The 24,569-nt window shown below is 62.0% G+C and carries 27 protein-coding genes; 10 read left to right on the forward strand and 17 right to left on the reverse strand.

Annotation, left to right across the window (positions count from 1 at the left end; all coding sequences use genetic code 11):
* Nucleotides 1-116 precede the first annotated feature (116 nt).
* Complete coding sequence (locus tag G3O01_RS23900) at nucleotides 117-1,319, forward strand: DUF2235 domain-containing protein (protein WP_205808399.1); 1,203 nt, start codon at nucleotides 117-119, stop codon at nucleotides 1,317-1,319.
* A gap of 47 nt (nucleotides 1,320-1,366) precedes the next feature.
* Here the strand turns inward: G3O01_RS23900 and G3O01_RS23905 are convergent, their stop codons facing one another.
* From G3O01_RS23905 to G3O01_RS23920, 4 genes are all read right to left on the reverse strand, one after another.
* The gene (locus tag G3O01_RS23905) at nucleotides 1,367-1,849 is read right to left on the reverse strand and encodes an OsmC family protein (protein WP_205808401.1); all 483 of its coding nucleotides are present in this window, start codon (nucleotides 1,847-1,849) and stop codon (nucleotides 1,367-1,369) included.
* Between the two features lie 27 nt (nucleotides 1,850-1,876).
* On the reverse strand, nucleotides 1,877-2,809 hold the full coding sequence (locus G3O01_RS23910) for a 2-hydroxyacid dehydrogenase (RefSeq protein WP_205808403.1): 933 nt from the start codon (nucleotides 2,807-2,809) through the stop codon (nucleotides 1,877-1,879).
* Between the two features lie 90 nt (nucleotides 2,810-2,899).
* A complete protein-coding gene (locus tag G3O01_RS23915; protein ID WP_205808404.1) occupies nucleotides 2,900-3,412 on the reverse strand; it encodes a DUF1697 domain-containing protein in 513 nt (170 codons plus the stop codon).
* Between the two features lie 103 nt (nucleotides 3,413-3,515).
* A complete protein-coding gene (locus G3O01_RS23920; RefSeq protein ID WP_205808408.1) occupies nucleotides 3,516-4,529 on the reverse strand; it encodes an aldo/keto reductase in 1,014 nt (337 codons plus the stop codon).
* A 132-nt stretch (nucleotides 4,530-4,661) separates the two neighbouring features.
* Between G3O01_RS23920 and G3O01_RS23925 the strand changes: the two genes are divergently transcribed.
* Entirely contained in the window at nucleotides 4,662-5,573 is a 912-nt protein-coding gene (locus G3O01_RS23925; protein WP_205808410.1) for a LysR family transcriptional regulator, read from the forward strand.
* A gap of 22 nt (nucleotides 5,574-5,595) precedes the next feature.
* On the opposite strand, the gene G3O01_RS23930 is transcribed toward G3O01_RS23925, so the two are convergent.
* The 3 genes from G3O01_RS23930 to G3O01_RS23940 all read right to left on the reverse strand — a co-directional run bounded on the left by G3O01_RS23930 (nucleotide 5,596) and on the right by G3O01_RS23940 (nucleotide 7,268).
* Nucleotides 5,596-5,859 carry a DUF2164 domain-containing protein gene (locus G3O01_RS23930; RefSeq protein ID WP_205808412.1) on the reverse strand — a complete coding sequence of 88 codons (264 nt, stop codon included), beginning with the start codon at nucleotides 5,857-5,859 and terminating at the stop codon, nucleotides 5,596-5,598.
* A gap of 108 nt (nucleotides 5,860-5,967) precedes the next feature.
* Complete coding sequence (locus tag G3O01_RS23935; RefSeq protein ID WP_205808414.1) at nucleotides 5,968-6,789, reverse strand: alpha/beta hydrolase; 822 nt, start codon at nucleotides 6,787-6,789, stop codon at nucleotides 5,968-5,970.
* Nucleotides 6,790-7,076: 287 nt separating this feature from the next.
* Entirely contained in the window at nucleotides 7,077-7,268 is a 192-nt protein-coding gene (locus G3O01_RS23940; RefSeq protein ID WP_205808416.1) for a hypothetical protein, read from the reverse strand.
* Between the two features lie 341 nt (nucleotides 7,269-7,609).
* On the opposite strand from G3O01_RS23940, the gene G3O01_RS23945 reads away from it, so the two are divergent.
* Complete coding sequence (locus tag G3O01_RS23945; protein WP_205808419.1) at nucleotides 7,610-8,797, forward strand: polysaccharide pyruvyl transferase family protein; 1,188 nt, start codon at nucleotides 7,610-7,612, stop codon at nucleotides 8,795-8,797.
* A gap of 171 nt (nucleotides 8,798-8,968) precedes the next feature.
* Nucleotides 8,969-10,441, forward strand: coding sequence for a sensor domain-containing diguanylate cyclase (locus tag G3O01_RS23950; RefSeq protein ID WP_205808428.1), 1,473 nt, complete (start codon nucleotides 8,969-8,971; stop codon nucleotides 10,439-10,441).
* Between the two features lie 6 nt (nucleotides 10,442-10,447).
* Here the strand turns inward: G3O01_RS23950 and G3O01_RS23955 are convergent, their stop codons facing one another.
* Nucleotides 10,448-10,762: a hypothetical protein gene (locus tag G3O01_RS23955; RefSeq protein ID WP_205808430.1), complete on the reverse strand. Its 315-nt coding sequence runs from the start codon at nucleotides 10,760-10,762 to the stop codon at nucleotides 10,448-10,450.
* A gap of 139 nt (nucleotides 10,763-10,901) precedes the next feature.
* On the opposite strand from G3O01_RS23955, the gene G3O01_RS23960 reads away from it, so the two are divergent.
* Nucleotides 10,902-11,294, forward strand: coding sequence for a VOC family protein (locus tag G3O01_RS23960; protein ID WP_205808432.1), 393 nt, complete (start codon nucleotides 10,902-10,904; stop codon nucleotides 11,292-11,294).
* Nucleotides 11,295-11,301: 7 nt separating this feature from the next.
* Here the strand turns inward: G3O01_RS23960 and G3O01_RS23965 are convergent, their stop codons facing one another.
* The gene (locus G3O01_RS23965; RefSeq protein ID WP_205808434.1) at nucleotides 11,302-12,291 is read right to left on the reverse strand and encodes an AraC family transcriptional regulator; all 990 of its coding nucleotides are present in this window, start codon (nucleotides 12,289-12,291) and stop codon (nucleotides 11,302-11,304) included.
* A gap of 368 nt (nucleotides 12,292-12,659) precedes the next feature.
* Here G3O01_RS23965 and G3O01_RS23970 point away from each other — a divergent pair, with 368 nt between their 5' ends.
* The 4 genes from G3O01_RS23970 to G3O01_RS23985 all read left to right on the forward strand — a co-directional run bounded on the left by G3O01_RS23970 (nucleotide 12,660) and on the right by G3O01_RS23985 (nucleotide 15,938).
* The gene (locus G3O01_RS23970) at nucleotides 12,660-13,712 is read left to right on the forward strand and encodes an NAD(P)-dependent alcohol dehydrogenase (RefSeq protein ID WP_205808436.1); all 1,053 of its coding nucleotides are present in this window, start codon (nucleotides 12,660-12,662) and stop codon (nucleotides 13,710-13,712) included.
* Between the two features lie 195 nt (nucleotides 13,713-13,907).
* A complete protein-coding gene (locus tag G3O01_RS23975) occupies nucleotides 13,908-14,867 on the forward strand; it encodes a LysR family transcriptional regulator (protein ID WP_205808438.1) in 960 nt (319 codons plus the stop codon).
* 92 nt (nucleotides 14,868-14,959) lie between these two features.
* Nucleotides 14,960-15,442: a type VI secretion system tube protein TssD gene (gene tssD, locus G3O01_RS23980; protein WP_205808440.1), complete on the forward strand. Its 483-nt coding sequence runs from the start codon at nucleotides 14,960-14,962 to the stop codon at nucleotides 15,440-15,442.
* 13 nt (nucleotides 15,443-15,455) lie between these two features.
* A complete protein-coding gene (locus G3O01_RS23985; RefSeq protein WP_205808442.1) occupies nucleotides 15,456-15,938 on the forward strand; it encodes a DUF2778 domain-containing protein in 483 nt (160 codons plus the stop codon).
* Nucleotides 15,939-16,130: 192 nt separating this feature from the next.
* On the opposite strand, the gene G3O01_RS23990 is transcribed toward G3O01_RS23985, so the two are convergent.
* Nucleotides 16,131-16,376 (reverse strand): hypothetical protein, encoded by a 246-nt coding sequence (locus tag G3O01_RS23990; RefSeq protein WP_205808445.1) that lies wholly within the window; start codon nucleotides 16,374-16,376, stop codon nucleotides 16,131-16,133.
* A 410-nt stretch (nucleotides 16,377-16,786) separates the two neighbouring features.
* Here G3O01_RS23990 and G3O01_RS23995 point away from each other — a divergent pair, with 410 nt between their 5' ends.
* Entirely contained in the window at nucleotides 16,787-16,939 is a 153-nt protein-coding gene (locus G3O01_RS23995) for a hypothetical protein (protein WP_205808447.1), read from the forward strand.
* 79 nt (nucleotides 16,940-17,018) lie between these two features.
* On the opposite strand, the gene G3O01_RS45395 is transcribed toward G3O01_RS23995, so the two are convergent.
* Genes G3O01_RS45395 through G3O01_RS24025 form a run of 7 tightly spaced genes read right to left on the reverse strand, consistent with a single transcriptional unit; the run spans nucleotide 17,019 to nucleotide 24,369 of the window.
* A complete protein-coding gene (locus G3O01_RS45395; RefSeq protein ID WP_241024225.1) occupies nucleotides 17,019-17,288 on the reverse strand; it encodes a hypothetical protein in 270 nt (89 codons plus the stop codon).
* A gap of 9 nt (nucleotides 17,289-17,297) precedes the next feature.
* Nucleotides 17,298-17,747: a dihydroneopterin aldolase gene (locus G3O01_RS24000; RefSeq protein ID WP_205808449.1), complete on the reverse strand. Its 450-nt coding sequence runs from the start codon at nucleotides 17,745-17,747 to the stop codon at nucleotides 17,298-17,300.
* Nucleotides 17,744-18,394, reverse strand: a complete 651-nt coding sequence (locus G3O01_RS24005) for a sarcosine oxidase subunit gamma (protein WP_205808451.1) — start codon at nucleotides 18,392-18,394, stop codon at nucleotides 17,744-17,746. Before G3O01_RS24005 ends, G3O01_RS24000 begins: the two co-directional genes overlap by 4 nt.
* On the reverse strand, nucleotides 18,384-21,383 hold the full coding sequence (locus G3O01_RS24010; protein ID WP_205808453.1) for a sarcosine oxidase subunit alpha family protein: 3,000 nt from the start codon (nucleotides 21,381-21,383) through the stop codon (nucleotides 18,384-18,386). The genes G3O01_RS24005 and G3O01_RS24010 overlap by 11 nt, the downstream gene beginning before the upstream one ends.
* Entirely contained in the window at nucleotides 21,380-21,679 is a 300-nt protein-coding gene (locus G3O01_RS24015; protein WP_205808454.1) for a sarcosine oxidase subunit delta, read from the reverse strand. The genes G3O01_RS24010 and G3O01_RS24015 overlap by 4 nt, the downstream gene beginning before the upstream one ends.
* A gap of 19 nt (nucleotides 21,680-21,698) precedes the next feature.
* Complete coding sequence (locus G3O01_RS24020; protein WP_205808456.1) at nucleotides 21,699-22,943, reverse strand: sarcosine oxidase subunit beta family protein; 1,245 nt, start codon at nucleotides 22,941-22,943, stop codon at nucleotides 21,699-21,701.
* Nucleotides 22,944-22,980: 37 nt separating this feature from the next.
* Nucleotides 22,981-24,369 (reverse strand): L-serine ammonia-lyase, encoded by a 1,389-nt coding sequence (locus tag G3O01_RS24025; protein WP_205808467.1) that lies wholly within the window; start codon nucleotides 24,367-24,369, stop codon nucleotides 22,981-22,983.
* Between the last annotated feature and the right edge of the window lie 200 nt (nucleotides 24,370-24,569).

Below are 24,569 nucleotides of genomic sequence, written 5' to 3' on the forward strand. Positions count from 1 at the left end.
GCGCTACCGCGCAGAAAGTAATTCGCGGCCACAACCATTCACTATATTTACCTGATGGAGGAGCAAACCACGTTCCTTCTCCGCGAGAGACGCAACACTGATCAGGAGGACGTATCGTGAGCAAGACGATCATATTCTGCTCTGATGGAACCTGGAACGGTCCCGGTGGCGACAAGGACGACACCTCGCCGCCGAGCAATGTCTGGAAGCTCTTCCTGCACCTGAAAGGAGAACTCGACCACGACAGCCTGCTGCAAGCGTCCGAGCAGGAAAAGACGCTCGCGGGCGAAGGCGGGCAAGTCGCGAAATATATCCATGGTGTCGGCAGTTCGATCGGCCCGCTCGACAAGATCTTCGGCGGCGTATTCGGAAGCGGAACAATCGAGCGCATTGTTCGCGGTTATACGTTCGTGTCGCGGAACTACCAACCGGGCGACAGGATCGTCCTCGTCGGTTTCAGCCGCGGCGCGTATACAGCGCGAGCGCTGGGCGGCCTGATCACCGACATGGGACTGTTGAACCCGGCGGCGCATGACCTCACCGACAAGGCGCTCGCTTACCGCCTTGGATCGATGGCGTGGAGCGAACATCGCGCGAAGCGTGTGGACGATCGGGTGGCGGCACAGAACGGAAACAGATCGCTTGTCGACAAGCTGTCGGACGTGCTCGATGGACTGCCCCGTTTCATGTCCGGCAAGCTGTCGCAAAACGAACTCGTTCCTGCCCAGGACGGCATTCTCGCGATAGCCGTGTGGGACACGGTTGGCTCATTGGGGATTCCGCTTTATGTCGACCATGACGACGACCGCGTCGACGTATTCCGGTTCGCCGATACGAATCTGAGTGAGAAAGTCCAGTTCGGCTTCCATGCGATCAGCCTCGACGAACAGCGCGGCGACTTCGTGCCGACGCTGTGGACGCCTCGCGACAATGTGCGCCAGGTGGTGTTCCCAGGCGCGCACTCGGACGTGGGCGGCGGCTATGAAGCCAGTGGGCTCAGCAACGGCGCCCTGCGCTGGATGGTGTCCTCTCTGAGCAAAATCGGGGTGCTATTCGACGATTCACAGGCGCTTGCCGCGGACAATCCTGCCGATGTGGGACATCGGCCTTGGGCCAAAGGCGTTTTCGAGTTCCGTCCGCGTGGCCCGCGGACAATTCTCGAAGACCCCGCCTATGCCGGCAAGCTGCTATTTCATAGTTCGGTGAAGTCGCGGCTCGCGGCCAGGCCATCGACGTGGGATCCCACTGACGGGTCATCGGAGTACGTGCCCACCGTGCTGGGCACCGTCATCGGTACAAATACGGCGTGGGAAGCCTGAGCACACGCATGCTCAATCCCTGACGGGCGCATGCGCCCGTCGGCCATTCACTGCGCCGGTTCGAAACTCCAGCTCCCCTCCACGTCGATCACCGTCTTCACCGAGTTCGCGAGAAAACAGGCATCGTGCGCGAGATGGTGCAGATGCGCGAGCGCTTCATCGCCCGGCGCTTTCGTCCCTGCAAACGCAACGGCGGGTTTCAGCACCACACGCGTGACGACTTCCTTGCCCGCGTCGTTCTTCGCCATCGTGCCTTCGGCCTCGTCGCGATACGACGCGACGACATAACCTTCTTCAGCCGCAATCGACAGAAACCACAGCATATGGCAGCTCGACAGTGCCGCGACATAGGCCTCTTCGGGGTCCACACCTGCAGGATCGGAAAACGGCACGCGCACGACATGCGGCGAACTCGACGCGGGCACGACCGCGCCGCCGTCGAATGTCCATCGATGTGCGCGGCTATAGCGGTTGTCGGTGAACTTGCTGCCGTTGCCGCTCCATTCGATCAGCGCCGTATGCTTTGCCATGCGCGAGAGTCCTCGTGATGTAAGAGATCAGATAGGCGTCAACACGTCTTCGCCAGCGAAGTACCGTGTCGCATTCGTGATGAAGTTCCCGACGGACGCCGCGATCGCTTCCGGCGACGTGCCCGCCACATGCGGCGTGAGCACGACGTTGGTCAGATGCAGCAGCGCCGCGGGCGGCGTCGGCTCGCCTTCATACACGTCGAGACCTGCGCCTGCAATCGTGCCTTTTTCAAGCGCTTGCGCAAGCGCCGCCGTATCGACGACGCTGCCGCGCGACACGTTCACCAGAAAGCCCTTCGGCCCCAATGCCTCGAGCACGGCGTGATCGATCAGATGCTGCGTGCCCGGACCACCCGGCGTTGCAACGACCAGATAGTCGCTCCAGCGCGCAAGTTCTTGCAGATCGCCGAAGTAGCGCAACGCGACGCCTTCGCGCGGCTTGCGGTTGTGATAACCGACTTCGATATCGAAGCCGGCCGCGCGCCGCGCAACCTTGTGCCCGATATTGCCGAGTCCCACCACGCCGAGCCGCTTGCCCGAAACAGAAGGCCGCATGGGCAATGCGTCACGCCAGATGCCTTCGCGTGTCGCGCGATCGCGCTGCGGCACGTCGCGCACGACGGCGAGCAGCAAGGCCAACGCGTGATCGGCGACGCAATCGTCGTTGGTGCCGGCGCCGTTTGCGAGTACGATGCCGCGCGCTTTCGCATGCGATGCCGCAATGTTTTCATAGCCTGCGCCAAGCGCGCTGACGAATTCGAGCGCGGGCATCTGATCGATCTCACTGGCCGTGAGACCTGTGGTGCCATTGGTGAGCACGGCACGGATCGTCGAGCCTTGCGTTGCGATGGTTTGAGTGCGTGTTTCGTGAGTGGGAGCGTAGTGAATATCGAACGATGCTGCGACACGCGCGCGACTGTCGTCGCCAAGTGGAATCAGTACGAGCAGGGAAGGTTTCATGACATCGACGCAAGCGGAGGATGGGAATGCTGCAATGAAGTACCGAACGCGCAGTGTAGCAACAAGCCCGCATTGCCGCAGCGCCGATCGTCATGATTGCGCAGCCCACTGCGCGAGTGTCGCGATCGTGTTGATGTTGCGCGCGGTACCCGTCTTCGCGGCAGGTATTTTCAGCTTCGTCTTCGCCATGCCGTCGCCGTAGTGAACGTAAATTTCGTGCTTGCCGAGCGCGACCTGTTCGTTCTGCTGCCCCGTCACGTGCGCGAGCGTATCGGCGGGCGGCGCCGCGTCGAGAAAGATCGCCACCGTGCGATTGGGCGCCTCGCCGCGAAACGGATTCGCATCCAGTACCGCAGCCATTTCCTTGCCGGTGCGGATCAGCACGCCCACCGTTTTGCCTGCATAGGCCTCGAGGCAGCTTTCGAGCGCCTTCTGCACAGCGCGTTTCGCAAGCGTGCTGTCAAACACGACGTTGCCGCTCGCGATATACGTACGCACATTCGTGAAGCCCGCGGCTTCGCACATGCTGCGAAGCTCGGCCATAGGAAGCTTGCCTGTGCCGCCGACATTGACGGCACGCAACAACGCAACATAAGTGGTCATGTGCGGATTGAAGAGTCGCAATGGTTCGATGCTACCGCATCGACATTGCAGCGATCACGCCGGGCGCCTCTTGTACTGCGATACGGCCCGGCGTCGAAACGCATCAGTGCGCGCCGCCCCGCTCGCTGTCGAGATTCGCCATCTGCGCCGCCGCATACCGGTCACCCGCTGCTGCGCCCTTCGGCACCGCCTGTTCGATCGCGGCAAGCTCACGCGCATCGAGCGTCACATCGAGCGCGCCGAGCGCTTCCGTGAGCCGGTCGCGCCGCCGCGCGCCGACCAGCGGCACGATGTCGTCGCCCTGCGCTGCGACCCACGCAATCGCAATCTGTGCAACCGAGACGCCCTTGTCGTCGGCGACCTTACGGAGTGCTTCGACGAGCGCGAGATTGCGTTCGACGTTATCCCCCTGAAAGCGCGGGCTCACGCCACGGAAATCGCCCTTGCCCGCCGAGTCTTTCTGCCAGTGTCCGCTGATCAGTCCGCGCGACAGCACGCCGTAAGCCGTGACGCCGATGCCGAGTTCGCGCAACGTCGGCAGGATGTCGTCTTCGATGCCGCGCGAAATCAGCGAGTACTCGATCTGCAGATCGCAGATCGGCGTAACGGCCGCCGCCTTGCGGATCGTCTTCGCGCCGACTTCCGACAGGCCGACATGCCGCACATAGCCCACCTTCACCATCTCCGCGATTGCGCCGACCGTCTCTTCGATCGGCACGTTCGGATCGAGCCGGGCCGGACGATAGATATCGATATGTTCGACGCCCAGACGTTGCAGCGAGTACGCGAGAAAATTCTTCACGGCGGCTGGCCGCGCGTCATAGCCCATCCAGCCACCCGCCGCATCACGCATCGCGCCAAACTTCACGCTGATGAGCGCGTTGTCGCGCCGCGACGCCGGCGCGCTCCTGAGCGCTTCGCCGAGCAGGATCTCGTTGTGGCCCATGCCGTAGAAGTCGCCCGTATCGAACAGCGTAATGCCCGCTTCCAGCGCCGCGTGGATCGTCGCGATGCTCTCGGCGCGATCGGCCGGACCGTACATGCCCGACATGCCCATACAGCCAAGGCCGATTGCCGAGATCGCCGGGCCTGTCTTGCCGAGTTGCAGTTGCTTCATCTGAGTGCTCTCCGTGGATTCGTTGAACCGGTTGGTCCGTCGCGTTGCGCGACGCTTGAGACGCAGTATCCGCGCAAAGCGACCGTGCGATAATCCCGTTCAATCCGAATGCCCTGTGCGGAATATCGAACAATGGTCGAACCCGATCTGGCCGATCTGAAAGCCTTCGTCGCTGTCACCGCCGCGCGCGGCTTCCGCCTTGCGGCGTCCACGGGCGGGCTGTCGGCGTCGTCGCTGAGCGAAGCGGTCAGGCGTCTCGAACAGCAACTGGGCGTGCGCCTGCTGAACCGCACCACCCGCAGCGTCACGCCGACGGAAGCCGGCCAGCGCCTGTTCGAGCGGCTCGCGCCCGCGTTCGGCGAAATATCGACCGCACTCGATGCGATCAACGTGTTCCGCGACAGCCCGACAGGCACGCTGCGCCTGAACGTGCCGTCAATCGCCGCGCGCAAGATCCTGCCCGCGTTGATGTCGCGTTTTCTGGCCGGGCATCCCGGCATCACCGTCGAGGTTGCGTCGGACGACACCTTCGTCGATATCCTGGCGGCCGGTTTCGACGCGGGCATCCGCTACGACGAGCGGCTCGAGCGCGACATGATCGCGATCCCGATCGGCCCGCCGATGCAGCGCTTCGTCGCCGCCGCCTCGCCCGCCTATCTGAAGCAGCACGGCGAACCGAAGCATCCCGATGAACTGGTGCGCCACGCGTGCATCGGCCACCGCTTCACCAGCGGCGTGCTGGCCGTGTGGGAATTCAGGCGCGGCGACGAGACTGTGCGGATCGTGCCGAACGGGCCGCTGATTGCGTCGGTGGTCGACATGCAGCGGCGCGCGGCCATCGACGGTCTCGGCATCGTCTATTCGTTCGACGAGTTCATCCGCCCGGCGCTGGACGACGGCACGCTCGTGCCGATCCTGCGCGACTGGTGGCAGTCGTTCACCGGGCCGCGCCTCTACTACGCGAGCCGCGAACACATGCCCGCGCCGCTGCGCGCGTTCGTCGACTTCGTGCTGCGCGACAATCGCAGCCGCGAGGCGCCGTGAATCGCTTCGGGTGAAAGAAGGCTCAACGCCGCTTGCCGTACTTTTTCCAGTATCCGAACGTGTCCTCGTGACATTCGATATCGAGTTCCGACACGCGCGCATGCAGCCGCTCCTGCGCGTCCTGCACGGCGAGGTTATAGATTACCGGCCCGATTTCCTCGACGAAGAAGCTGAGCAGCGCGCCCGCCTGGATGTTGCCGATCGGCTCGTCCATGTTCTCCGCGAAATAGCGTTGCAGCGAAGCGATCGCTTCGCTGCGCACGTCCTTGTCCAGTTCAATTGCCATGCCTGTTCATCCCAACGTGGTCTGCACCGGTTGATGCAGCATTGCGGATGAAACAGCAAAGCGGCGCATCCCGCAAGGGCGCGCCGCTTTCGAACCCTTCTCCGGACTTCAGCTATTGATGAACGCAAGCAGGTCGGCGTTGACCTTGTCGGCTTCCGTCACGCACATGCCGTGCGGCGCGCCTTCATAGATCTTGAGCGTTGCATTCTTGACGATCTTCGCCGACAGCTTGCCTGCTGCGTCGATCGGCACGATCTGGTCGTCGTCGCCGTGCAGGATCAGCGTCGGCACGTCAATCTTCTTTAGGTCTTCCGTGTAGTCGACCTCGGAGAACTCGCGGATGCACAGATACTGGCCGTGGATGCCGCCTGCCATGCCCTGCGCCCAGAACGCGTCGATGGTGCCCTGCGCGACCTTCGCATCCGGCCGGTTGAAGCCGAAGAACGGCACCGCGAGGTCCTTGTAGAACTGCGAGCGGTTATCGGCGACGCCCTTGCGGATGCCGTCGAATACGTCCATCGGCAGGCCACCGGGGTTTGCTTCCGTCTTCAGCATGATGGGCGGCACCGCGCCGATCAGCACCGCCTTCGCGACGCGCTTCGTGCCATGCCGGCCGATGTAATGCGCGACTTCGCCGCCGCCCGTCGAGTGGCCGACCAGCGTCGCACCCTGGATATCGAGCGCATCGAGCAGCGCGGCGAGATCGTCGGCGTAGGTGTCCATGTCGTTGCCCGCCGACGGTTGGTCCGAGCGGCCATGTCCGCGGCGATCATGCGCGATCACGCGAAAGCCGTTCTGCAACAGGAACAGCATCTGCGCGTCCCACGCGTCCGCGTTGAGCGGCCAGCCGTGAGAAAAGACGACGGGACGGCCCGAGCCCCAGTCCTTGTAGTAAATCTGCGTGCCATCCTTCGTGGTGATCGTGCTCATTCAGTTTTGCTCCTTTTGGGTGGTAACGCATGAAGCCGCCGTTGCGGCGGCCGGATCAACGGACTACGAGTGGGGCATGGAGCGACTGCCTGACGGCTCACTGCACGGGCAACCGTCGCTTCGAGAATCGACAGGCATGGTACAGCGCGATTAAACATCCTTCAGATGAGGGGGCCCCATCACGAACGTGCGGACGAACGGACGCGCAGCGCGATCCGTCAGGATGCGCTGCGCTTCATGTTCCCGGACTTCGGGATGCCCGCAACGGATCTGCGCGGTGCGCCGCTTCAATGCGCTTCGCGCGGCTGCGCAGCGGCGACGGGCGTTTCCTGCGCGACGAGCGTCGGTGTGGCAGCCGCGTCGCCCGTTTCCATATCGTTGTGGTGGGAAATGACAGCCTTGACGCCCGCCTCCGCCGCTGGCGTCGCGACATAGGGAATAAAGGCCGAAACGGCGACGACGATGATGTAGGCAAACATGACGATCCCCTGCTTCGTAGCATGGAGAGAACGCACCGGCAGGCCGGCGCGCTGCAGACTGATCGTCGCCCGCTTCACGGCGAAGCGCGTCGAACGCCTCGCCGGAAAACACGTCTTCCTCGTATTGCACTGGCCGCCCGCGTGTCGTGCCGCGATGCGTGCTCACATGGCCAATCCGCGAATTGCGTGTACCCTCCGAACAGAATTCAGTGACTTGTATGAAGCTTCGCACCGATATAACCGACGACCGGTTAATTCGATTCGTAGGGCATGGAAATGCGAAAGTCAACTTGTCGGGCGGATCGCATGTGGCGCCCGCTATGTGATGGCGGATTCGATCGATGACAGCGCATCCATTACCCGTCGTGCTGTTCGGTGCATTCGACCGGCACAACTTCGGCGACATGCTGTTTGCCCATGTTGCCGGGCGGATGCTTGCGGGGCGCGACGTGCATGTCGCGGGACTGGCGGCGCGCGATCTGCGTGCCTATGGCGGGCATGACGTGCAGGCGCTCGAGCACTTGCACGAACGTGCGGTCGACCTGTTGCACGTCGGCGGAGAGATTCTGACCTGCGATGCGTGGGAAGCCGCCGTGATGCTGCAATCGAATGATGACGCACAGCGGATCATCGCAACGCAGCAACACGACCGGTATGGATGGGCCCAACACACGCTCGGCACGCGTGAGCTCGCGCCGTACGTGCTGTCGAAGGATCGCTGGCCGCACGCCGCGCGCGTGCTGTTCCATGCGATCGGCGGCGTGAACCTCAATGAACGCGACAGCGCCATGCGCGACGAAGTGCTCGCCAAACTCGCCCATGCGGACGCGATCAGCGTGCGCGATCTCCACACGCAGGCGCTGCTCGCGCAGTCGGGCATCGAAGCATCGCTTGCGCCCGATTGCGCGGTAATGGTCGCCGAACTGTTCGGCGACACGATCCGCAGACACGCCACGCAGCAGGCCGTCGCCCGCATCCGCGATGCCGCGCCGGACGGCTATCTCGCCGTGCAATTCAGCGCCGACTTCGGCGACGACGCGACGCTTGCGCAGATTGCCGCGCAACTCGACGAGGCCGCCCACGCCCATCGATTCGCAATCGTGTTCTTCCGCGCGGGTGCCGCGCCATGGCACGACGATCTGGCGTGCTTTGCTCGCACGGCTTCAATGATGCGCGCCCCGTCCGTTCATCTGTTCAATTCGCTGAATATCTGGGACATCTGCGCGCTGCTTGCGTATAGCTGCGGTTATATCGGCAGCAGCCTGCATGGCCGGATCGTCGCGATGGCGTACGCCCTGCCGCGCGTCAATCTGCTGCACGACGACGATTTCGTGCGGCCCTGCAAGCAGACCGCCTTCGCGCAAACTTGGGAAGACACGAACACGCCCGTTGCCGTGCGCGTGCGGGAAATTGCGGCAGGCATAGACGCCGCCTTATCCGTCGAACGGGCCGCGCTGAAGCAGACTGCCACGCGGCTCGTCGCGCAATGCCGGGCCGCGTTTCAAACAACTGTTTCAGCGCTCGACTGACGCCGTGCCGCGATACGCGCAGCAGCTTTGCTCGCCATGCCTGCAGAATCGCGGCGAGTTGCCGTTATAACGGTTGCGACCGCATCCGTCGCGACGCTGCCGGGCGCCCGGGATTTTCTCCAGGCGCGAACGGCACCGTAGAATAGCGAGAAATTCGACTCTGGACCCGTCATGCCCAATCAGCCTCGCCCGCGCACCACAGCCGACGACGACTCGGAAATGTTCGATCTCGCGCCCGTTGCGCTCTGGCTCGAAGACTTCAGCGGCGTGAAGGCGCTGTTCGAAGACTGGCGCGCGCAAGGCGTGACGGATCTGCGCGCGCATATCGGCGACGACATCAAACGCGTGGCCGAATGCGCAAGCCGTATCCGCGTGATCAAGGTCAACCGGAAAACGCTGTCGCTGTTCGAAGCCGCGGATTTCAGCGCGCTGACGGACAACCTGTCGGCCGTCTTTCGCGACGACATGCTCAAGACACACCTCGAAGAACTGTGCCAGCTGTGGTCCGGCCAGCCGCACTTCACGAGCCAGACAGTGAACTACACGCTGGGCGGCCGGCGCCTCGACGTGCTGCTCAAGGGCCAGGTGCTGCCCGGCCATGAAGAACGCTGGGACCGCGTGCTGGTATCGACGGAAGACATCACGGAACTGGAAGGCGCGCGCCATCGCGTGACGGCCGCCGAGCAATACGTGCGCGGGCTGTTCGAGTATTCGCCCGTGTCGCTGTGGGTCGAAGACTTCAGCGCCGTCAAGCGCCTGCTCGACGACGCGCGTGCGGCGGGCATCTCCGATTTCCGCACCTTCACCGATGTGCACCCCGAGTTCGTCGACCGCTGCATGGCCGAGATTCACGTGCTCGACGTCAACCAGCACACGCTCGACATGTTCGGCGCGCCCGACAAAAAGACGCTGCTGTCGCGCCTGCCCGAAGTGTTCCGCGACGACATGCGCCCGCATTTTCGCGAGCAGCTGATCGATCTGTGGGACGGCAAGCTGTTCCAGCAGCGCGAAGTGCTGAACTATTCGCTCGACGCGAGCGAAGTGCACGTGCATCTGCAGTTCTCCGTGCTGCCCGGCCACGAGCGCACGTGGGATCTCGTGCTCGTCGCGCTCACCGACATCACCGCGCGCAAGAAGGCCGAGGCGTATCTGGAGTTTCTCGGCAAGCATGACGTGCTGACCAAGCTGCGCAACCGCTCGTTCTATGTCGACGAACTGAACCGGCTCGAACGCAAGGGGCCGTTCCCCGTCACCGTCATCATGGCCGACCTCAATGGCCTGAAGCGCGTCAATGACCAGCTCGGCCACGCCGCGGGCGACGCACTGCTGCGCCGCGCCGGCGAAGTGCTCGCGAAGGCGATGGAAACGCCCTTCAACGCAGCGCGGATCGGCGGCGACGAGTTCGCGATCCTGCTGCCCGGCACCGACGAACGCGGCGGCGCCACGATGATGGAGACGATCCGTCAACTCGTCGATCTGAACAACCAGTTCTATCCGGGCTCGCCGATCAGCTTCTCGATGGGCATGGCGACCGTGCAGCGCGGCGAGCGGATCGAAGCGGGCGTGCAGCGTGCGGATTTGCTGATGTACGAGGAAAAGCGCGCGCACTACACGTCGCAGGAAGCGAACGGCGTGCAGAAATAAGCGCGTTCAGTTTTTGACGGGCACGCCGTAAGCACTGACGATGCGGCGGTCCTGCTCGGCTGCGGAAAACAGCTCCCATTCGAGTCCGTTCACATCGACATTGCTCGAATAGCCTTCGACATCGTCGTCTTCGAAGCCGACGTGACGCAACTGCCCTGCTTTTTCAGGCTTTTCGTTGATCGAGAAGTTGAGCAGATCCGTGCGCCACATCGCGTACTGGCCAGCCACAATGGCCGTGGGCTGCTGCCCGAGCCGACGGCTATAGTCTTCAATCGATTCATCGAGATTCGCAACGGCCAGCGCGATGTGAAAACGCTTCATGATGGTGGGCTCCGCAAGTTGTTTTTACAGACTGCGCAGCCATCGTAATCACTGCGCGCTGACGTAGCCAGATCAGCAATTATGCTGGTATCGGCGTTACCTGCCTCTACGGATTTCGATCTGCAAGGAGCCGCTTCTGATGCTTTCCCACGTATTTATCGGCGTCAACGATTTCGAGCGGGCATTTGCTTTCTATTCGGCTGTACTCGGCGAGCTAGGCCTCACGCTGAAGTTTCGCGAGGACGAGAGGCTGTGGGCCGGATGGATGACGCCGGGCGTCGCGCGCCCGCTGTTTCTGGTCGGCAAGCCGTTCGACGGCGCGCCGGCCGTGGCAGGCAATGGACACATGATCGCGCTGCTGGCGGCGGACCGCGCGAGCGTCGACCGCGTGCATGCAACAGCACTTGCGCACGGCGCCACGTGCGACGGGCCGCCCGGGCTGCGGCCCGAATATCACGCGAATTACTATGGCGCGTACTTTCGCGACATCGACGGTAACAAGCTGTGCGTGTGCTGCCACGACCCGGCGTGAGGCCGTTCTAGTTCGTCGTCACGTACTTGCGCGCGATCGCGGCGGCCCGCTGCGGCTGCGGCAGCACGACGGGGTCGAACGTGCCGCGCATGCGCTTCACTTCATCGACGGGACTCAATCCGAACAGACGCTTGAATTCGCGGCTGAACTGCGACGCGCTTTCATAACCGACGCGCGCCGCCGCCGCGCTCGCGTTCAATCCGTCCTGCACCATCAGCAGACGCGCGTGATGCAGGCGCGTCGTCTTCACGTACTGCATCGGCGAAGTCGACGTGACGCTCTTGAACTGCGCGTGAAAGACCGCGAGGCTCATGCCCGATTCGCGCGCGAGCGTTTCGACGTCGAGATCGCCGTTGTACTCGGTGTGAATGCGCCGCAAGGCCTTCGCGATTCGCCCAAAATGGTGCTGATGCGTGAGCGCCGCGCGAATCGCGTCGCCCTGCACGCCCGTCAGCACGCGGTAGCAGATTTCACGCACGATGGACGGCGCGAGAATGCGTGCGTCGAAGGGCGAGACCAGCGCTTCGAGCAGACGCAGCACGGCATCGCCGAGCGGCTGGTCGAGCGGCGTCGAATAGATGCCGCGCGGTTCGCTATCGACTGCGCCGTGCGTTTCGTTGAGCAGCATCAGCAACTCGGCGACCATCGTCAGATCGACGCGAATCGAGATGCCAAGGAACGGCTCGTCGATGCTCGCTTCCGTCTCGCATTCGAACGGCAATGGCACGGACAGCACGAGATACTGCTGCGCGTCGTAGATATACGCGTGATCGCCCAGATAACCGCGCTTGCGCCCCTGGCAGACGATCACGATGCTCGGCTCGTACATCACAGGGCGCCGTGGCATCGGATGATTCGCGCGCAGGAACTTGACGCCGTCGAGCGCTGCGTCCGTCATGCCTTCGGCGGGCGCGAGCGTGCGCAGCAATTCGACCATGCGCTGTTGCGGCGTGCTTGCTGCGAGCGATGCGTCTGATGAAAGTTTTGTGTCTGACATGATGAAATCCAGTCGGCGAAAACATGCATCGCCAGAGAATATGGCTTGAAATCTAGCATTAAATGGCCTATAGCGGACGCCGCCAGGAGAATTAGGCAAGCCTTCAAGACGTTCAGGTATTCCCTGGGGCGCGCTCGCTCCCTAACATGGGAACCCTGTCGCAAAGCCCGCTTCCTGTCCGCGACCCACCGTCCACCGCCTCGCACGAGATTGGCGAACCACGCGTTGCCGCTTGCAAGCGGCTTTCACGCTTTTCGGACGGACCACACGCCGGACATTCCGCGCGCCACGGCGCACGACAGATTCATCCGCCGCGCAGGCTCGCCGCGCGGCGCCTCGCGCAATTGCATCTACAAGCTGGAGCACCCATGTCCACGACCTACGCCTATGCCGCAACCGACGCGCAATCGAAACTCGCGCCGTTCGAATTTCAGCGTCGCGAACTGCGCGAACACGATGTACAGATGGAAGTCCTGTTTTGCGGAGTCTGTCACTCGGACCTGCATCAGGCGCGCAACGAATGGAAGAACACGATTTTCCCGGTCGTGCCGGGCCATGAAATCGTCGCCCGCGTAACGGACGTTGGGCCGGATGTGACCAAGTACAAGGTCGGCGATCTCGTCGGCGTCGGTTGCCTGGTCGATTCGTGCCGCACCTGCGCAAGCTGCCAGGAAGGCCTCGAACAGTATTGCGAAAACGGCTTCGTCGGCACGTACAACGGCAACGACAAGCAGACGGGCGCGGTCACGTACGGCGGCTACTCGACGCAACTCGTGGTCGATGAAGAATTCGTGCTGCGCGTGCCGGAAAATCTCGACCCTGCTGGCGTCGCACCGCTGCTGTGCGCGGGCATCACGCTGTATTCGCCGCTGCGCACGTGGGGCGCGGGGCCGGGCAAGAAGGTCGGCATCGTCGGCCTGGGCGGCCTGGGTCACATGGGCGTGAAGATCGCACACGCGATGGGCGCGCATGTCGTGCTGTTCACGACGTCGGCCTCGAAGATCGAAGACGCGAAGCGCCTCGGCGCGGACGAAGTGGTGATCTCGAAGAACCCGGCGGAGATGGAAGCACATGTGAACAGCTTCGATCTGATCGTCAACACGGTCGCGGCGCAACACGATCTGAATCCGTTCATCAATCTGCTCAAGCGTGACGGCACGCTGACGCTGGTAGGTGCACCAGAGCACGATCATCCGTCGCCGCAGGTGTTCAACCTGATCATGAAACGCCGTCGTCTGGCGGGCTCGCTGATCGGCGGCATTGCTGAAACGCAGGAGATGCTGGACTTCTGCGGCAAGCACGGCATCACCTCGGAGATCGAGATGATCAAGATGCAGCAGATCAACGAAGCGTATGAGCGCATGTTGAAGAGCGATGTGAAGTACCGCTTCGTCATCGATCTCGACTCGCTGCGCAAGTAACACCGGGCAGCAGGACCCAAACCGCTTTACCCCTTCCTTCCAGGCCGCGCAGCACGGCGGCCTGTCCCTGCTCCCCGCCTTGCATCACTCGCTGTATGTGCCATACCGGCGCGCCTTCCTAACGGGACGAGGTGTGCCGGCGTGTTTTCCGCTGGTTCGTCTTTTTCAGGAATGTCCCGTCTTCTGGAGAGTTCCGTGATCGATCGTATCCAGGCGATGCGCACGTTCATGCGTATCGTCGATACCAATAGTTTTACCCGTGCGGCCGAGTCGCTGGAGATTCCGCGCGCGACTGCAACGACCATTGTTCAGAATCTTGAAGCGCTGCTTGGCACGACATTGCTGGTGCGCACGACGCGGCGTCTGAGCCTGACAGCCGAAGGCGCGGCGTATTACGACCGCTGCGCGCAGATACTGGCCGACATCGACGAGATGGAAGCGAGCCTGCGGCAGACGCTCGACAATCCAAGCGGGCGTTTGCGGGTGGAAATGCCTGGCGCGGTGGCGACTTCAATCGTGCTGCCGGCGCTCGATGATTTTCATGAGCGGTATCCGGCGATCGATCTCGCGATTGGCGTGAGTCATCGCAATGTCGACCTTGTCGGCGAGGCTGTGGATTGCAGTATTCAGCTTGGTGAGTTGCCGGATTCAGGTTTGGCCGCTAAACGGCTCGGGACGTTGGAGCATGTGACGTGTGCCAGTCCGGCTTATCTGGAGCGCTATGGGATGCCTGAGAGTCTCGATGATCTGTCAGGGCATGTGGCCGTGAATTGCATGTCGATGATTACCGGGCGCGCTGTTGACTTTGATTTTGATGTTGCGGGGAGTCCGTTGACCGTCAAGGTCAATGGGTTTATCAAGGTCAGCGATGAACATGCTTATCTGACTTGCGGGTTGCAGGGGCTTGGCTTGATTCAACCTGCGAGGATTGCTGCTCAGGCTTTGCTGGATCAAGGTTCGTTGCGGGAAGTGCTGCCCGAATGGAAGCCTGTGCCTATGCCGGTTTCTGTTGCTTATGTGAAGGGGCGGCGCGTTTCGCCCAGAGTTCGGGCGTTTGTTGATTGGCTTTCAGAGTTGTTTGAGCATCAAGGGCATGTGCAGGCGGATATTTCTCGGATACGCCAATTGATGCGGGGAGACTTGCATGCCGCGTGATGGCGCTTCACATTTCACGACATTTTTTTTCAATCTGCTCCTGACTCGATGCTAAAAGCCAAATCTCCAGGCAACAGAAGGAGACTGGCTTTATGGCAATCCCATTGCATCTATGGCTGAAAGACGAAAGCGGTGCCGAAATCCGCGGATCAAGTCAGGTAGCGGAACGTGAAGGAAGTATCGAAGTACTGAGCCTCACGCACGGCATACACGCTGATACAGACCACTCAACCGGCAAACTGATGGGCGGGAGGTCGCACCGCCCGCTAACCATCGAGAAGGAGCTTGATCGTTCTTCACCGCTGCTTTACATGGCAATCGCGCGTGGTACGACCTTGCAATCTGCCGAGCTCAAGTGGTATCGCATCAATGATTCGGGACGCGAAGAAGAGTACTTCAACATACTATTACGCCACGTGAAGATCGTCTCGGTCACTCCAAAGGTTCTTAATATCAAGGAGCAGGCGTCAGTCCATCGCAATCACTTTGAAGTTGTCGAGTTCCGTTACGGGGAAATCACGTGGTGCTATCTCGACGGAAATCTGAAATTCAAAGACGCATGGAACCTGGTTTGAGGGAGACAACACAATGCCCGTACGCTGTACGTTCTCACTCAATAATCAGGAAACATCGGATCTGTACTGCTCTGGATACGGCACAGTCAAAGCATTTTCTGGCACGGGGCGCGGGCGCGACAATCCAGAAGCCACTGCGACGCCTGATGTCGGACCTTTGCCTCGCGGAACCTATTACATCGTCGACCGGCAGTCGGGCGGGATGATGGGATGGTTGTACGATTGGGCCGGTGAACACGGAATCGGCACGGCGGACCGCTCTAGATGGTTCATGCTCTGGAATCCGAACGGTGGTGACACGACCAACATCAACGGAGTCAAACGAGGTTCGTTCCGGCTGCATCCGCGGGGGCCGCTTGGTCTGAGTCACGGTTGCATTACAGTGGTGTATCCGCCCGATTACGAATCATTAGCGCGATATATTCGCGCGCGACCGCCCGAGCTTCCCGTACCGGGCTCGGCATTCCGTGCGTACGGCACGCTGGAGGTCTGGTGAGACGACTGTTGTTCCCTGCAGTTTTTTTGGCTTGCAGCTGCGGCGGTGGCTGGTTGCTGGCGTGCATCGTGACATCGTTTCCGTTTGAAATGCCGGTACCGCTTTACTACTTGATCCGTCGCTCGATCGCTATCACTGGCTTTGATGCGCTTGATAATCCCGAGGACATTCAAACTCTTGGACTGTTGTGGCTTATCGTCTCGTGCTGGGTATTTGTTGCTCTGGTCGGGTGGCTTTTTTTGCTGCTCGTTCGGTGTTGGCGAAGGCGGTGAATTTGACGTCAGCGTTGCGGGGTTTTTGGTTTTGGGTTTTGGGTTTTGGGTTTTGGGTTTTGGGTTTTGGGTTTTGGGTTTTGGGTTTTGGGTTTTGGGTTTTGGGTTTTGGGTTTTGGGTTTTGGGTTTTGTGCTGGCATCCGCGTGATGTTTTGCCTGCTTCACGCGTTGCCCCTGTGCGGGGCGGCACTTACTTTCTTTGCCGCCGCAAAGAAAGTAAGCAAAGAAAGCGGGCTAACACCGCCCGTTCTTGACCTCCGCCTGAGGGCCCCCAAAGGGTCCTCTCCTTCAAACGGCGTCCTGCCATTCACTGCCCGTTGCCAACGCCTTGAATGGGCGCCTCACCCACTTCAATCACCCGTAGCGCAGCCAGCGGCAGCGAATGGTTGATGCCGCCCAGGTGGCAAACTGTGTGTCGGTCGTAGTGCCTCACGCGTCAGCGCTCCTACGACACCGATCGTGCTTATCAGTCTGGAGTAGTGCGTGTACGGCGCGACAGCCGACACACAGTTTGCCGCTATAGAACGTGGGCAATTTGATCGCGCTCGCCGAGACGCGGGAGTGTGAAGCGGGTGATGAGCCAATCCGAAGCGTTGGCAGCGGGCATCGAGAAGAGCGCTGGCGGGGACAGGACGGGGCAGTTGGGGGCCCGCGGGCAAGAAGAAGAACTGGCGGTGTTCAGCGGCTTTCTTTTGCCTACTTTTCTTTGCCGCGGCAAAGAAAAGTAGGTGCCGCCCCGCACAGGGGCGACGCGTGAAGAACCGATAACAAAACGCGGATGCCAGCAACAGCCCAAGCAAACCAAACCTACCCTCGCCCATACCTCCCAACCCGAGCGCGAGCCTCGCCAACTACTCTAGCGAGAGCATCCGAACTCATCCGCGCAGCAACACCCCGCACATACTCATGATGGCGAACATCAAGCACAGCCTCAAGATACTGCGCCTGCAAATAGCGAATCAAAGCAATCCGCCGATGCCCAAGCGCGATACTCTGATCAAGCAATGCAACGGCAGCGGCCGGATCGCCAGCCACATAAGCCTGCTTGACCAGTTCAGCCGTACGCGTCCGCGACATAGCGACAATTCAGCCCAAAAAAGAACCCACACGATGCGCTTCAAAATCGCCCCGCGTCCACTCCAGCTCAATTCCGATGCGTCGAGTGCCCTCACGAATCTTCGGCTTATACAAAGCCAGCGTAATAGCATCGAGTGCCGGCCACTCTTCAAACGATAAACAGGCAATCTCGACCGCTAACGTCTCCAGCAATCGCGTATGCGGCTTCCCGGAAAGAAACTCACTCACGCGATTGCAATACCGCTCGTAATCGATCATCGCATGCGAACCCTCTTCCGAAGGCTCGCACCGATATGCAAGACTCGCGTCGATCACAACCGGCTGCGGCGCAAGATGCTCATGCGCATGAATCCCGATGCGCGTCGACACCACAAGCTCATCGATAAACACACGCCAGCCTTTCCCTCGCAACGAAGAAGGCCGCACATACGCCGCTAATGGCGCCTCGAACGGCTTCACGACATCAGCGGCTCAGCCGCGTCGAGCATGATGCGAACGAAGTAGTCGGCAAAGCTGCGCCGCACGACGATCTCGTACGTATCGTCGGAAACGGGCACCAGCACGATCGACGCCTTGAAATAATGGCTCTGCGCGCATTGCCCCGGCGCGAACATGCGCGGATGCAGATCGAGCGGACAACCACGCGCAATCACGTCGCGCACCTTCTCGCCGCTCACTTCGAGCACCGTCCAGCCGCTGCCGATATCCACGGCGGAAGCAAACTGGCCATTTAAAGCCGCGACCAGCTTGTCTTCAGCGACAGGCGCCTGGCCCTGCTGCGAGCGCACCAGCCATTCATCGGGGCCAAGCCACAGCACGTCATAACCATTGCCGCGCGCAACCGTATTCGGCTTTGCGGGCGGACGGCAACCCGTCACGCTTTCGACGGCACCGGCAAACGCCGCATCACGCACATCGCCACGCAGATTCACGAGATCGCAAAACGCCTTCTCGCGCAGATGAAACTTCTTCGACGGCGCAGCCGCGTGCTTCTTCACCAGATCGCCGACGCCGACGAGGGGCGATTCCTGCCACGGTTGACCCGCCACCCGGTTAGCGACAGCCGACGTTGCGCCCGGTGCATTGTTCCTTGCTTCATTCCACATGTTGACGCACTCCTTCGGTGTCGTAGAAAACGGGGCTGGCGATCTTCGCGACGATCTGTTTGCCGCTCGACAGCGGAATCGTCACGCTCTGCCCCATCTTGTTCAGGCCGCCCTTGACCACGGCTAGCGCAATCGAACGATTCAGAATCGGGCTGTAGTAGCTCGACGTCACATGCCCGAGCATCGGTGCCGTGTCGCCCTGGAACGGTCCAGCGACGATCTGGCTGCCCTCGGGCAGCACGAAGTTCGGATCATCGGTGAGCAGGCCGACGAACTGCTTGCGGCCTTCCTTCGCGGTATCCGAACGCGTCAGAGAACGGCGTCCAAGGAAGTCCTTCGACTTCGCGACCAGCCCGCCCATGCCGAGATCGTGCGGCGTGACCGAGCCGTCCGTATCCTGGCCAACGATGATGTAGCCCTTCTCCGCGCGCAGCACGTGCATCGTTTCCGTGCCGTACGGCGTGATGTCGAACTCCGCGCCCGCAGCCATCAGCGCTTCCCACACCGCGCGGCCCATGTTCGCGGGCACGTTCACTTCGTAGGCCAGTTCGCCCGAGAAGCTGATGCGCATCACGCGCGATTTCACGCCGGCCACCGTGCCGTTGCGATACGACATGAACGGGAACGCTTCGTTGGCGAAGTCGATGTCGCTGCACACCTTTTGCAGAACCTTGCGGCTCTTCGGGCCAACCACGGCGAAGGTCGCCCAGTGATCGGTGACGGACGCGAGACGCACCTTCATGTCCGGCCATTCCGTCTGCAGCCAGCGTTCCATCCACGTCAGCACGCGCGCCGCGCCGCCCGTCGTGGTCGTCATCATGTAGTGCTGGTCGGCGAGGCGCACCGTCACACCGTCGTCGAACACCATGCCGTTCTCGTCGAGCATCAGGCCATAGCGGCACTTGCCGACTTCGAGCTTGCTCCACGGGTTCGTGTACATCCAGTTCAGCAGTTTCGCCGCATCCGGGCCCTGAATGTCGATCTTGCCGAGCGTCGATGCATCGAGAATGCCAACGCTGTTGCGCACCGCGAGAGATTCGCGCTTCACCGCCGCGTGCAGATCTTCACCGCTCTTCGGGAAGTACCAGGGGCGCTTCCAGTTGCCGACGTCCTCGAACATCGCGCCGTTCTCGACGTGCCATTCGTGCACCGCCGTCTTGCGGATCGGGTCGAGCAGATCGCCCAGTTCGCGGCCCGCGAATGTGCCGAAGGTCACAGGCGTGTAGTTCGGGCGGAACGTCGTCGTGCCCGTTTCGGGAATCGTCTTGCCGAGCGCGTCGGCGAGAATTGCCATGCCGTTGATGTTGCCGAGCTTGCCTTGATCCGTGCCGAAGCCCATCGCCGTATAGCGCTTCACGTGCTCGACGGATTCGAAGCCTTCACGTGCAGCCAGCAGAATGTCCGCTGCCGACACATCGTTCTGGAAGTCGACGAACTGCTTCGGACCGCGCGACGCTTCCGTGCGGCTGCCAACCAGCCACAGCGGCTGCAACGGCGACTCGACGACTTCCGCGACCTGCGGCACTTGCGGACGCGTCACCGCATAACCAATCGATTTCACCGCTTCGACGCCCGCATCGACTGCGAGACGCAGACCGCGCGCCAGGCTGAATTCGCCCGCTGCCGCGCCGATGCTCGTTTCCGGCTGCATGCCCTTGCCCGGCACGAAGCACGACTTCGAGTCGTTCCAGTGCGCCTTGCCGCCCGATTGCGCGAACAGGTGCAGCACGGGGCTGAAACCGCCCGACATCGCGACGAGATCGCACGGCAGATCAGCCTGCTTCGCGCCCGTCTTGCCGTTCGCATACCCGACCACTTCGACCGAACTCACGCGCTGCTTGCCGTGCGCCGTCATCACGGCTGCGTTGTTGATGACCTTGACGCCATGACGCAGCGCCGCTGCCTGCAATGCGCCACTGCCCTTCGCACGCGGATCGACGACAGTAACCGTCGCGCCGCATGCCTTCATATCGAGCGCGCATTGATAGCCCGCGTCGTTGTTCGTGAACACGACGGCATTACGGCCCGGCAGCACGCCAAAGCGATGGATATACGTCGACACAGCCGACGCCATCATCACGCCCGGCAGATCGTTGTTGCCGAATACGATGGGACGCTCGTGCGCGCCCGTCGCGAGAATCACGCGTTTGGCGCGGATCTTCCACAGCAGTTCGCGCGTGCCCTTGCGCATCGACACGGGCAGATGCTCCGTCAGACGCTGCGTCACCGTGACGAGGTTGTGATCCTGATAACCGAACGCCGTGCTGCGCGACAGAATCTTCACGTCGGGCATGCGCGAGAGTTCGGCTTCCATCTTCTCAACCCAGCTCAGCGCCGCACGTCCGTCGATCTCGCTCTTGCACGACAGCAGGCTGCCGCCCAGTTCGCGCTGATCGTCGACGAGAATCACACGGGCGCCGCTCACGGCTGCCGCGTGTGCTGCCGCGAGGCCCGTCGGCCCGCCGCCGACCACCAGCACGTCGCAATGCGCGAAGCACTTGTCGTAGCGGTCGGCATCGCGCACTTCAGGCGATTTGCCGAGACCCGCTGCTTCGCGGATCTTCTCTTCGTACTTCGGCCAGAACTTCGCCGGCCACATGAAGGTCTTGTAGTAGAAGCCCGCGGGCATGAAGCGCGAGAACTTCTGGTTGATCGCCATGCGGTCGTTCTCGAGGCTCGGCTCGGCGTTCACGCTCGTGGCAACCAGCCCCTGATACAGCTCGATTTCCGTCGCGCGTGCATTCGGCACCGTGTACGCGCCGCGCTCCAGCTGCACGACGGCATTCGGTTCCGCGACGTCAGCCGTGACGATGCCGCGCGGACGGTGATACTTGAAGCTGCGCGCAACGAAGTGCACGCCGTTCGCGAGTAACGCGGACGCAAGCGTGTCGCCCTGAAAGCCCTGATACGTGCGGCCGTTGAACGTGAAGGTCAGCGGAATCGCGCGGTTGATGCGCCCACCGGCGCCGAGTCGGTTCTTCTGGCTCATTGCTTGTTGCCCTCGTTGACGTCGCCGGACGTGAGACCGTTCTTGAAGGTCTCGTAACCCTGAATCTGATAGCTAACGGTATCGCGCGTCGCCATGAACCAGCGGCGGCAGCCCTGCGTGTGCAGCCATTGCTCCTTGTGCACGCCGCGCGGGTTCTTGCGCATGAACAGGTAGTCGCCCCACTCTTTGTCGGTGAGCGCGTCGGTGTCGAGCGGACGTGCGATGTCGGCCTCACCACCGCAGTTGAATTCGGATTCGGCGCGCGGCCCGCACCACGGGCATTCGATCAGCAGCATGTTGAGTCTCCCTGTGGATTTAATGGGCCACGGCAGCAGCGCCGTGTTCGTCGATCAGATGGCCGGTGTAGAAGCGGTCCAGCGAGAACGGCGCATTCAGCGGATGCGGTTCGTCCTTCGCGATGGTGTGCGCGAACACCCAGCCCGAGCCCGGCGTCGCCTTGAAGCCGCCCGTGCCCCAGCCGCAGTTGAAGTACAGACCCTTCACATCCGTCTTGCTGATGATCGGGCAGGCATCCGGCGATACATCGACGATGCCGCCCCACTGACGGTTCATGCGCACGCGCGAGAACACCGGGAACATTTCGACGATCGCTTCCAGCGTGCCTTCGATAATGTTGAAGCTGCCGCGCTGGCCAAAACCCGTGTACTGATCGACGCCCGCGCCGATCACGAGATCGCCCTTGTCGGACTGGCTGATGTAAGCGTGCACCGCGTTCGACATGATCACCGTGTTGACCACCGGCTTGATCGGCTCGGACACCAGCGCCTGCAGCGGATGGCTTTCGAGCGGCAGGCGCACACCGGCCATGTCGGCGAGCGTGCTCGTGTTGCCCGCTGCGACGACGGCGACTTTCTTCGCCTTGATGAAACCCTTCACGGTATCGACGCCCGTCACGCGGCCGCCATCGCGGCGAATGCCCGTGACCTGGCAGTTCTGGATGATGTCGACACCTGCCTGGTCCGCGCCGCGCGCGAAGCCCCATGCCACCGCATCATGTCGCGCCACGCCGGCACGACGTTGAATCGACGCACCCAGCACCGGGTAACGGCTATTCAGATTGATCGTCGGCTCGATTTCCTTGATCTGCTCGGGCGTCAGGAACTCGGCATCGACACCATTCAGGCGGTTCGCATTCACGCGACGCTCGGTGTCGCGCACGTCCTGCAGCGTGTGCGCGAGGTTCAGCACGCCGCGCTGCGAGAACATCACGTTGTAGTTGAGGTCTTGCGACAGACCTTCCCACAATTTCATCGCCTTCTCATACAGCGCCGCCGACTCGTCCCACAGATAGTTCGAACGCACGATCGTCGTATTACGCGCCGTATTGCCGCCGCCAATCCAGCCCTTCTCCAGGATCGCGACGTTCTTCACGCCGTGTTCCTTCGCCAGGTAGTACGCGGTCGCAAGACCATGCCCGCCGCCGCCGACGATCACCACGTCGTATTCCTTCTTCGGTTCCGGGCTTCTCCACTGTCGCTCCCAGTTCTCGTGATACGACAACCCGTTGCGGAACAGACTGAAAATCGAATAGCGGCTCATCTTGCAGACCCCTTCGTCGTTGCCTTGCTGGTTTCCATTAACATTCGATGACGTTCACGGCGAGACCACCGCGTGACGTCTCCTTATATTTCGTTTTCATATCGGCGCCCGTTTCGCGCATCGTCTTGATGACGTTGTCGAGCGTCACGTAGTGCTGGCCGTCGCCCTTGAGCGCCATGCGCGACGCGTTCAGCGCCTTGATCGCGCCCATTGCGTTGCGTTCGATGCAGGGAATCTGCACGAGGCCGCCGACGGGGTCACAGGTCATGCCGAGGTTGTGTTCCATGCCGATTTCGGCGGCGTTCTCGACCTGGCTCGGCGTGCCGCCCATCACGGCGGCGAGTGCCGCTGCCGCCATCGAGCACGCAACGCCGACTTCGCCCTGACAGCCCACTTCCGCGCCCGAGATCGACGCCGTTTCCTTGTAGATGATGCCGATGGCGGCAGCGGTCAGAAGGAAGTCGACGATGCCGTTGTCGTTCGAGCCCGGCACGAACTTCACGTAGTAATGCAACACGGCGGGAATCACGCCGGCTGCGCCGTTGGTCGGCGCCGTCACGACGCGGCCGCCCGCGGCGTTCTCTTCGTTGACGGCCATCGCATAGAGGTTGACCCAGTCGAGCATCGACAGCGGATCGCGCAGCGATTCTTCCGTACGCGAGCGCAGTTGCAGGCAGAGATCGGCGGCACGGCGCTTCACGCGCATCGGGCCGGGCAACTCGCCGTGCATCTTGCAGCCGCGCTCGACACACGCAGCCATCGTGCGCCAGATCGCCAGCAGGCCTTCGCGCACCTCTTCCGCCGAGCGCGACGCGCATTCGTTGGCGAACGTCACCTGCGCGACCGAGAGACCGCTTTCGCGGCACACGCGCATCAGATCGTCGCCGGTGCGGAACGGATACGGCACTTCGCCACCGGCGCGCACGCCGTTCACGCGGTCGCCCTCGCGGTTCACGACAAAGCCGCCGCCGACCGAGTAATACTCTTTCTCGACCAGCAACTGGCCGTTTTCATCGAATGCCTGGAAGCGCATGCCGTTCGGATGCACGACGCTGCCCGTGCCGCTCATCAGGCGGCGGAAAAAGGCAATGTGCTCTTTTTCTTCAAACGCGACTTCGTGCTTGCCGAGCAGCGACAGGCGCTTGTCCTTGCGGATCTGCGCGAGACGCGGTTCGATCAGATCGGGATCGATGGTGTCGGGCAGATGGCCTTCGAGGCCGAGCAGCACGGCCTTGTCGGTGCCGTGGCCCTTGCCCGTCGCGCCGAGCGAGCCGTACAGTTCGACTTTCACGCGGCGCACGAACGCGAGCAGATTCGCGTCCTCGATGTGCGAGGCAAAGCGGCAGGCGGCGATCATCGGGCCGACCGTGTGCGAGCTCGACGGGCCGATGCCGATCTTGAACAGGTCGAAAACGCTGACGTTCATGGAAACCTTGCTCAGTTGAGTGGGCGGATGCGCTTCTTTTCCGCAGTGACGCCAGTACACCAAAGCGTAAAATTGGCAGATAGAACAAAAACGGCATCGACGTGGGATGGCGACGCCAGATCGCGCCCCAACTGCGTTTCTCCGCAACTCGGTGACGGAAAAACGCAAGTCCGGGCGCAGCACGAGTGGCCCGATCCCAA

Source organism: Burkholderia sp. Ac-20365 (genome assembly GCF_017104715.1).
Taxonomy (GTDB): Bacteria; Pseudomonadota; Gammaproteobacteria; order Burkholderiales; family Burkholderiaceae; genus Paraburkholderia.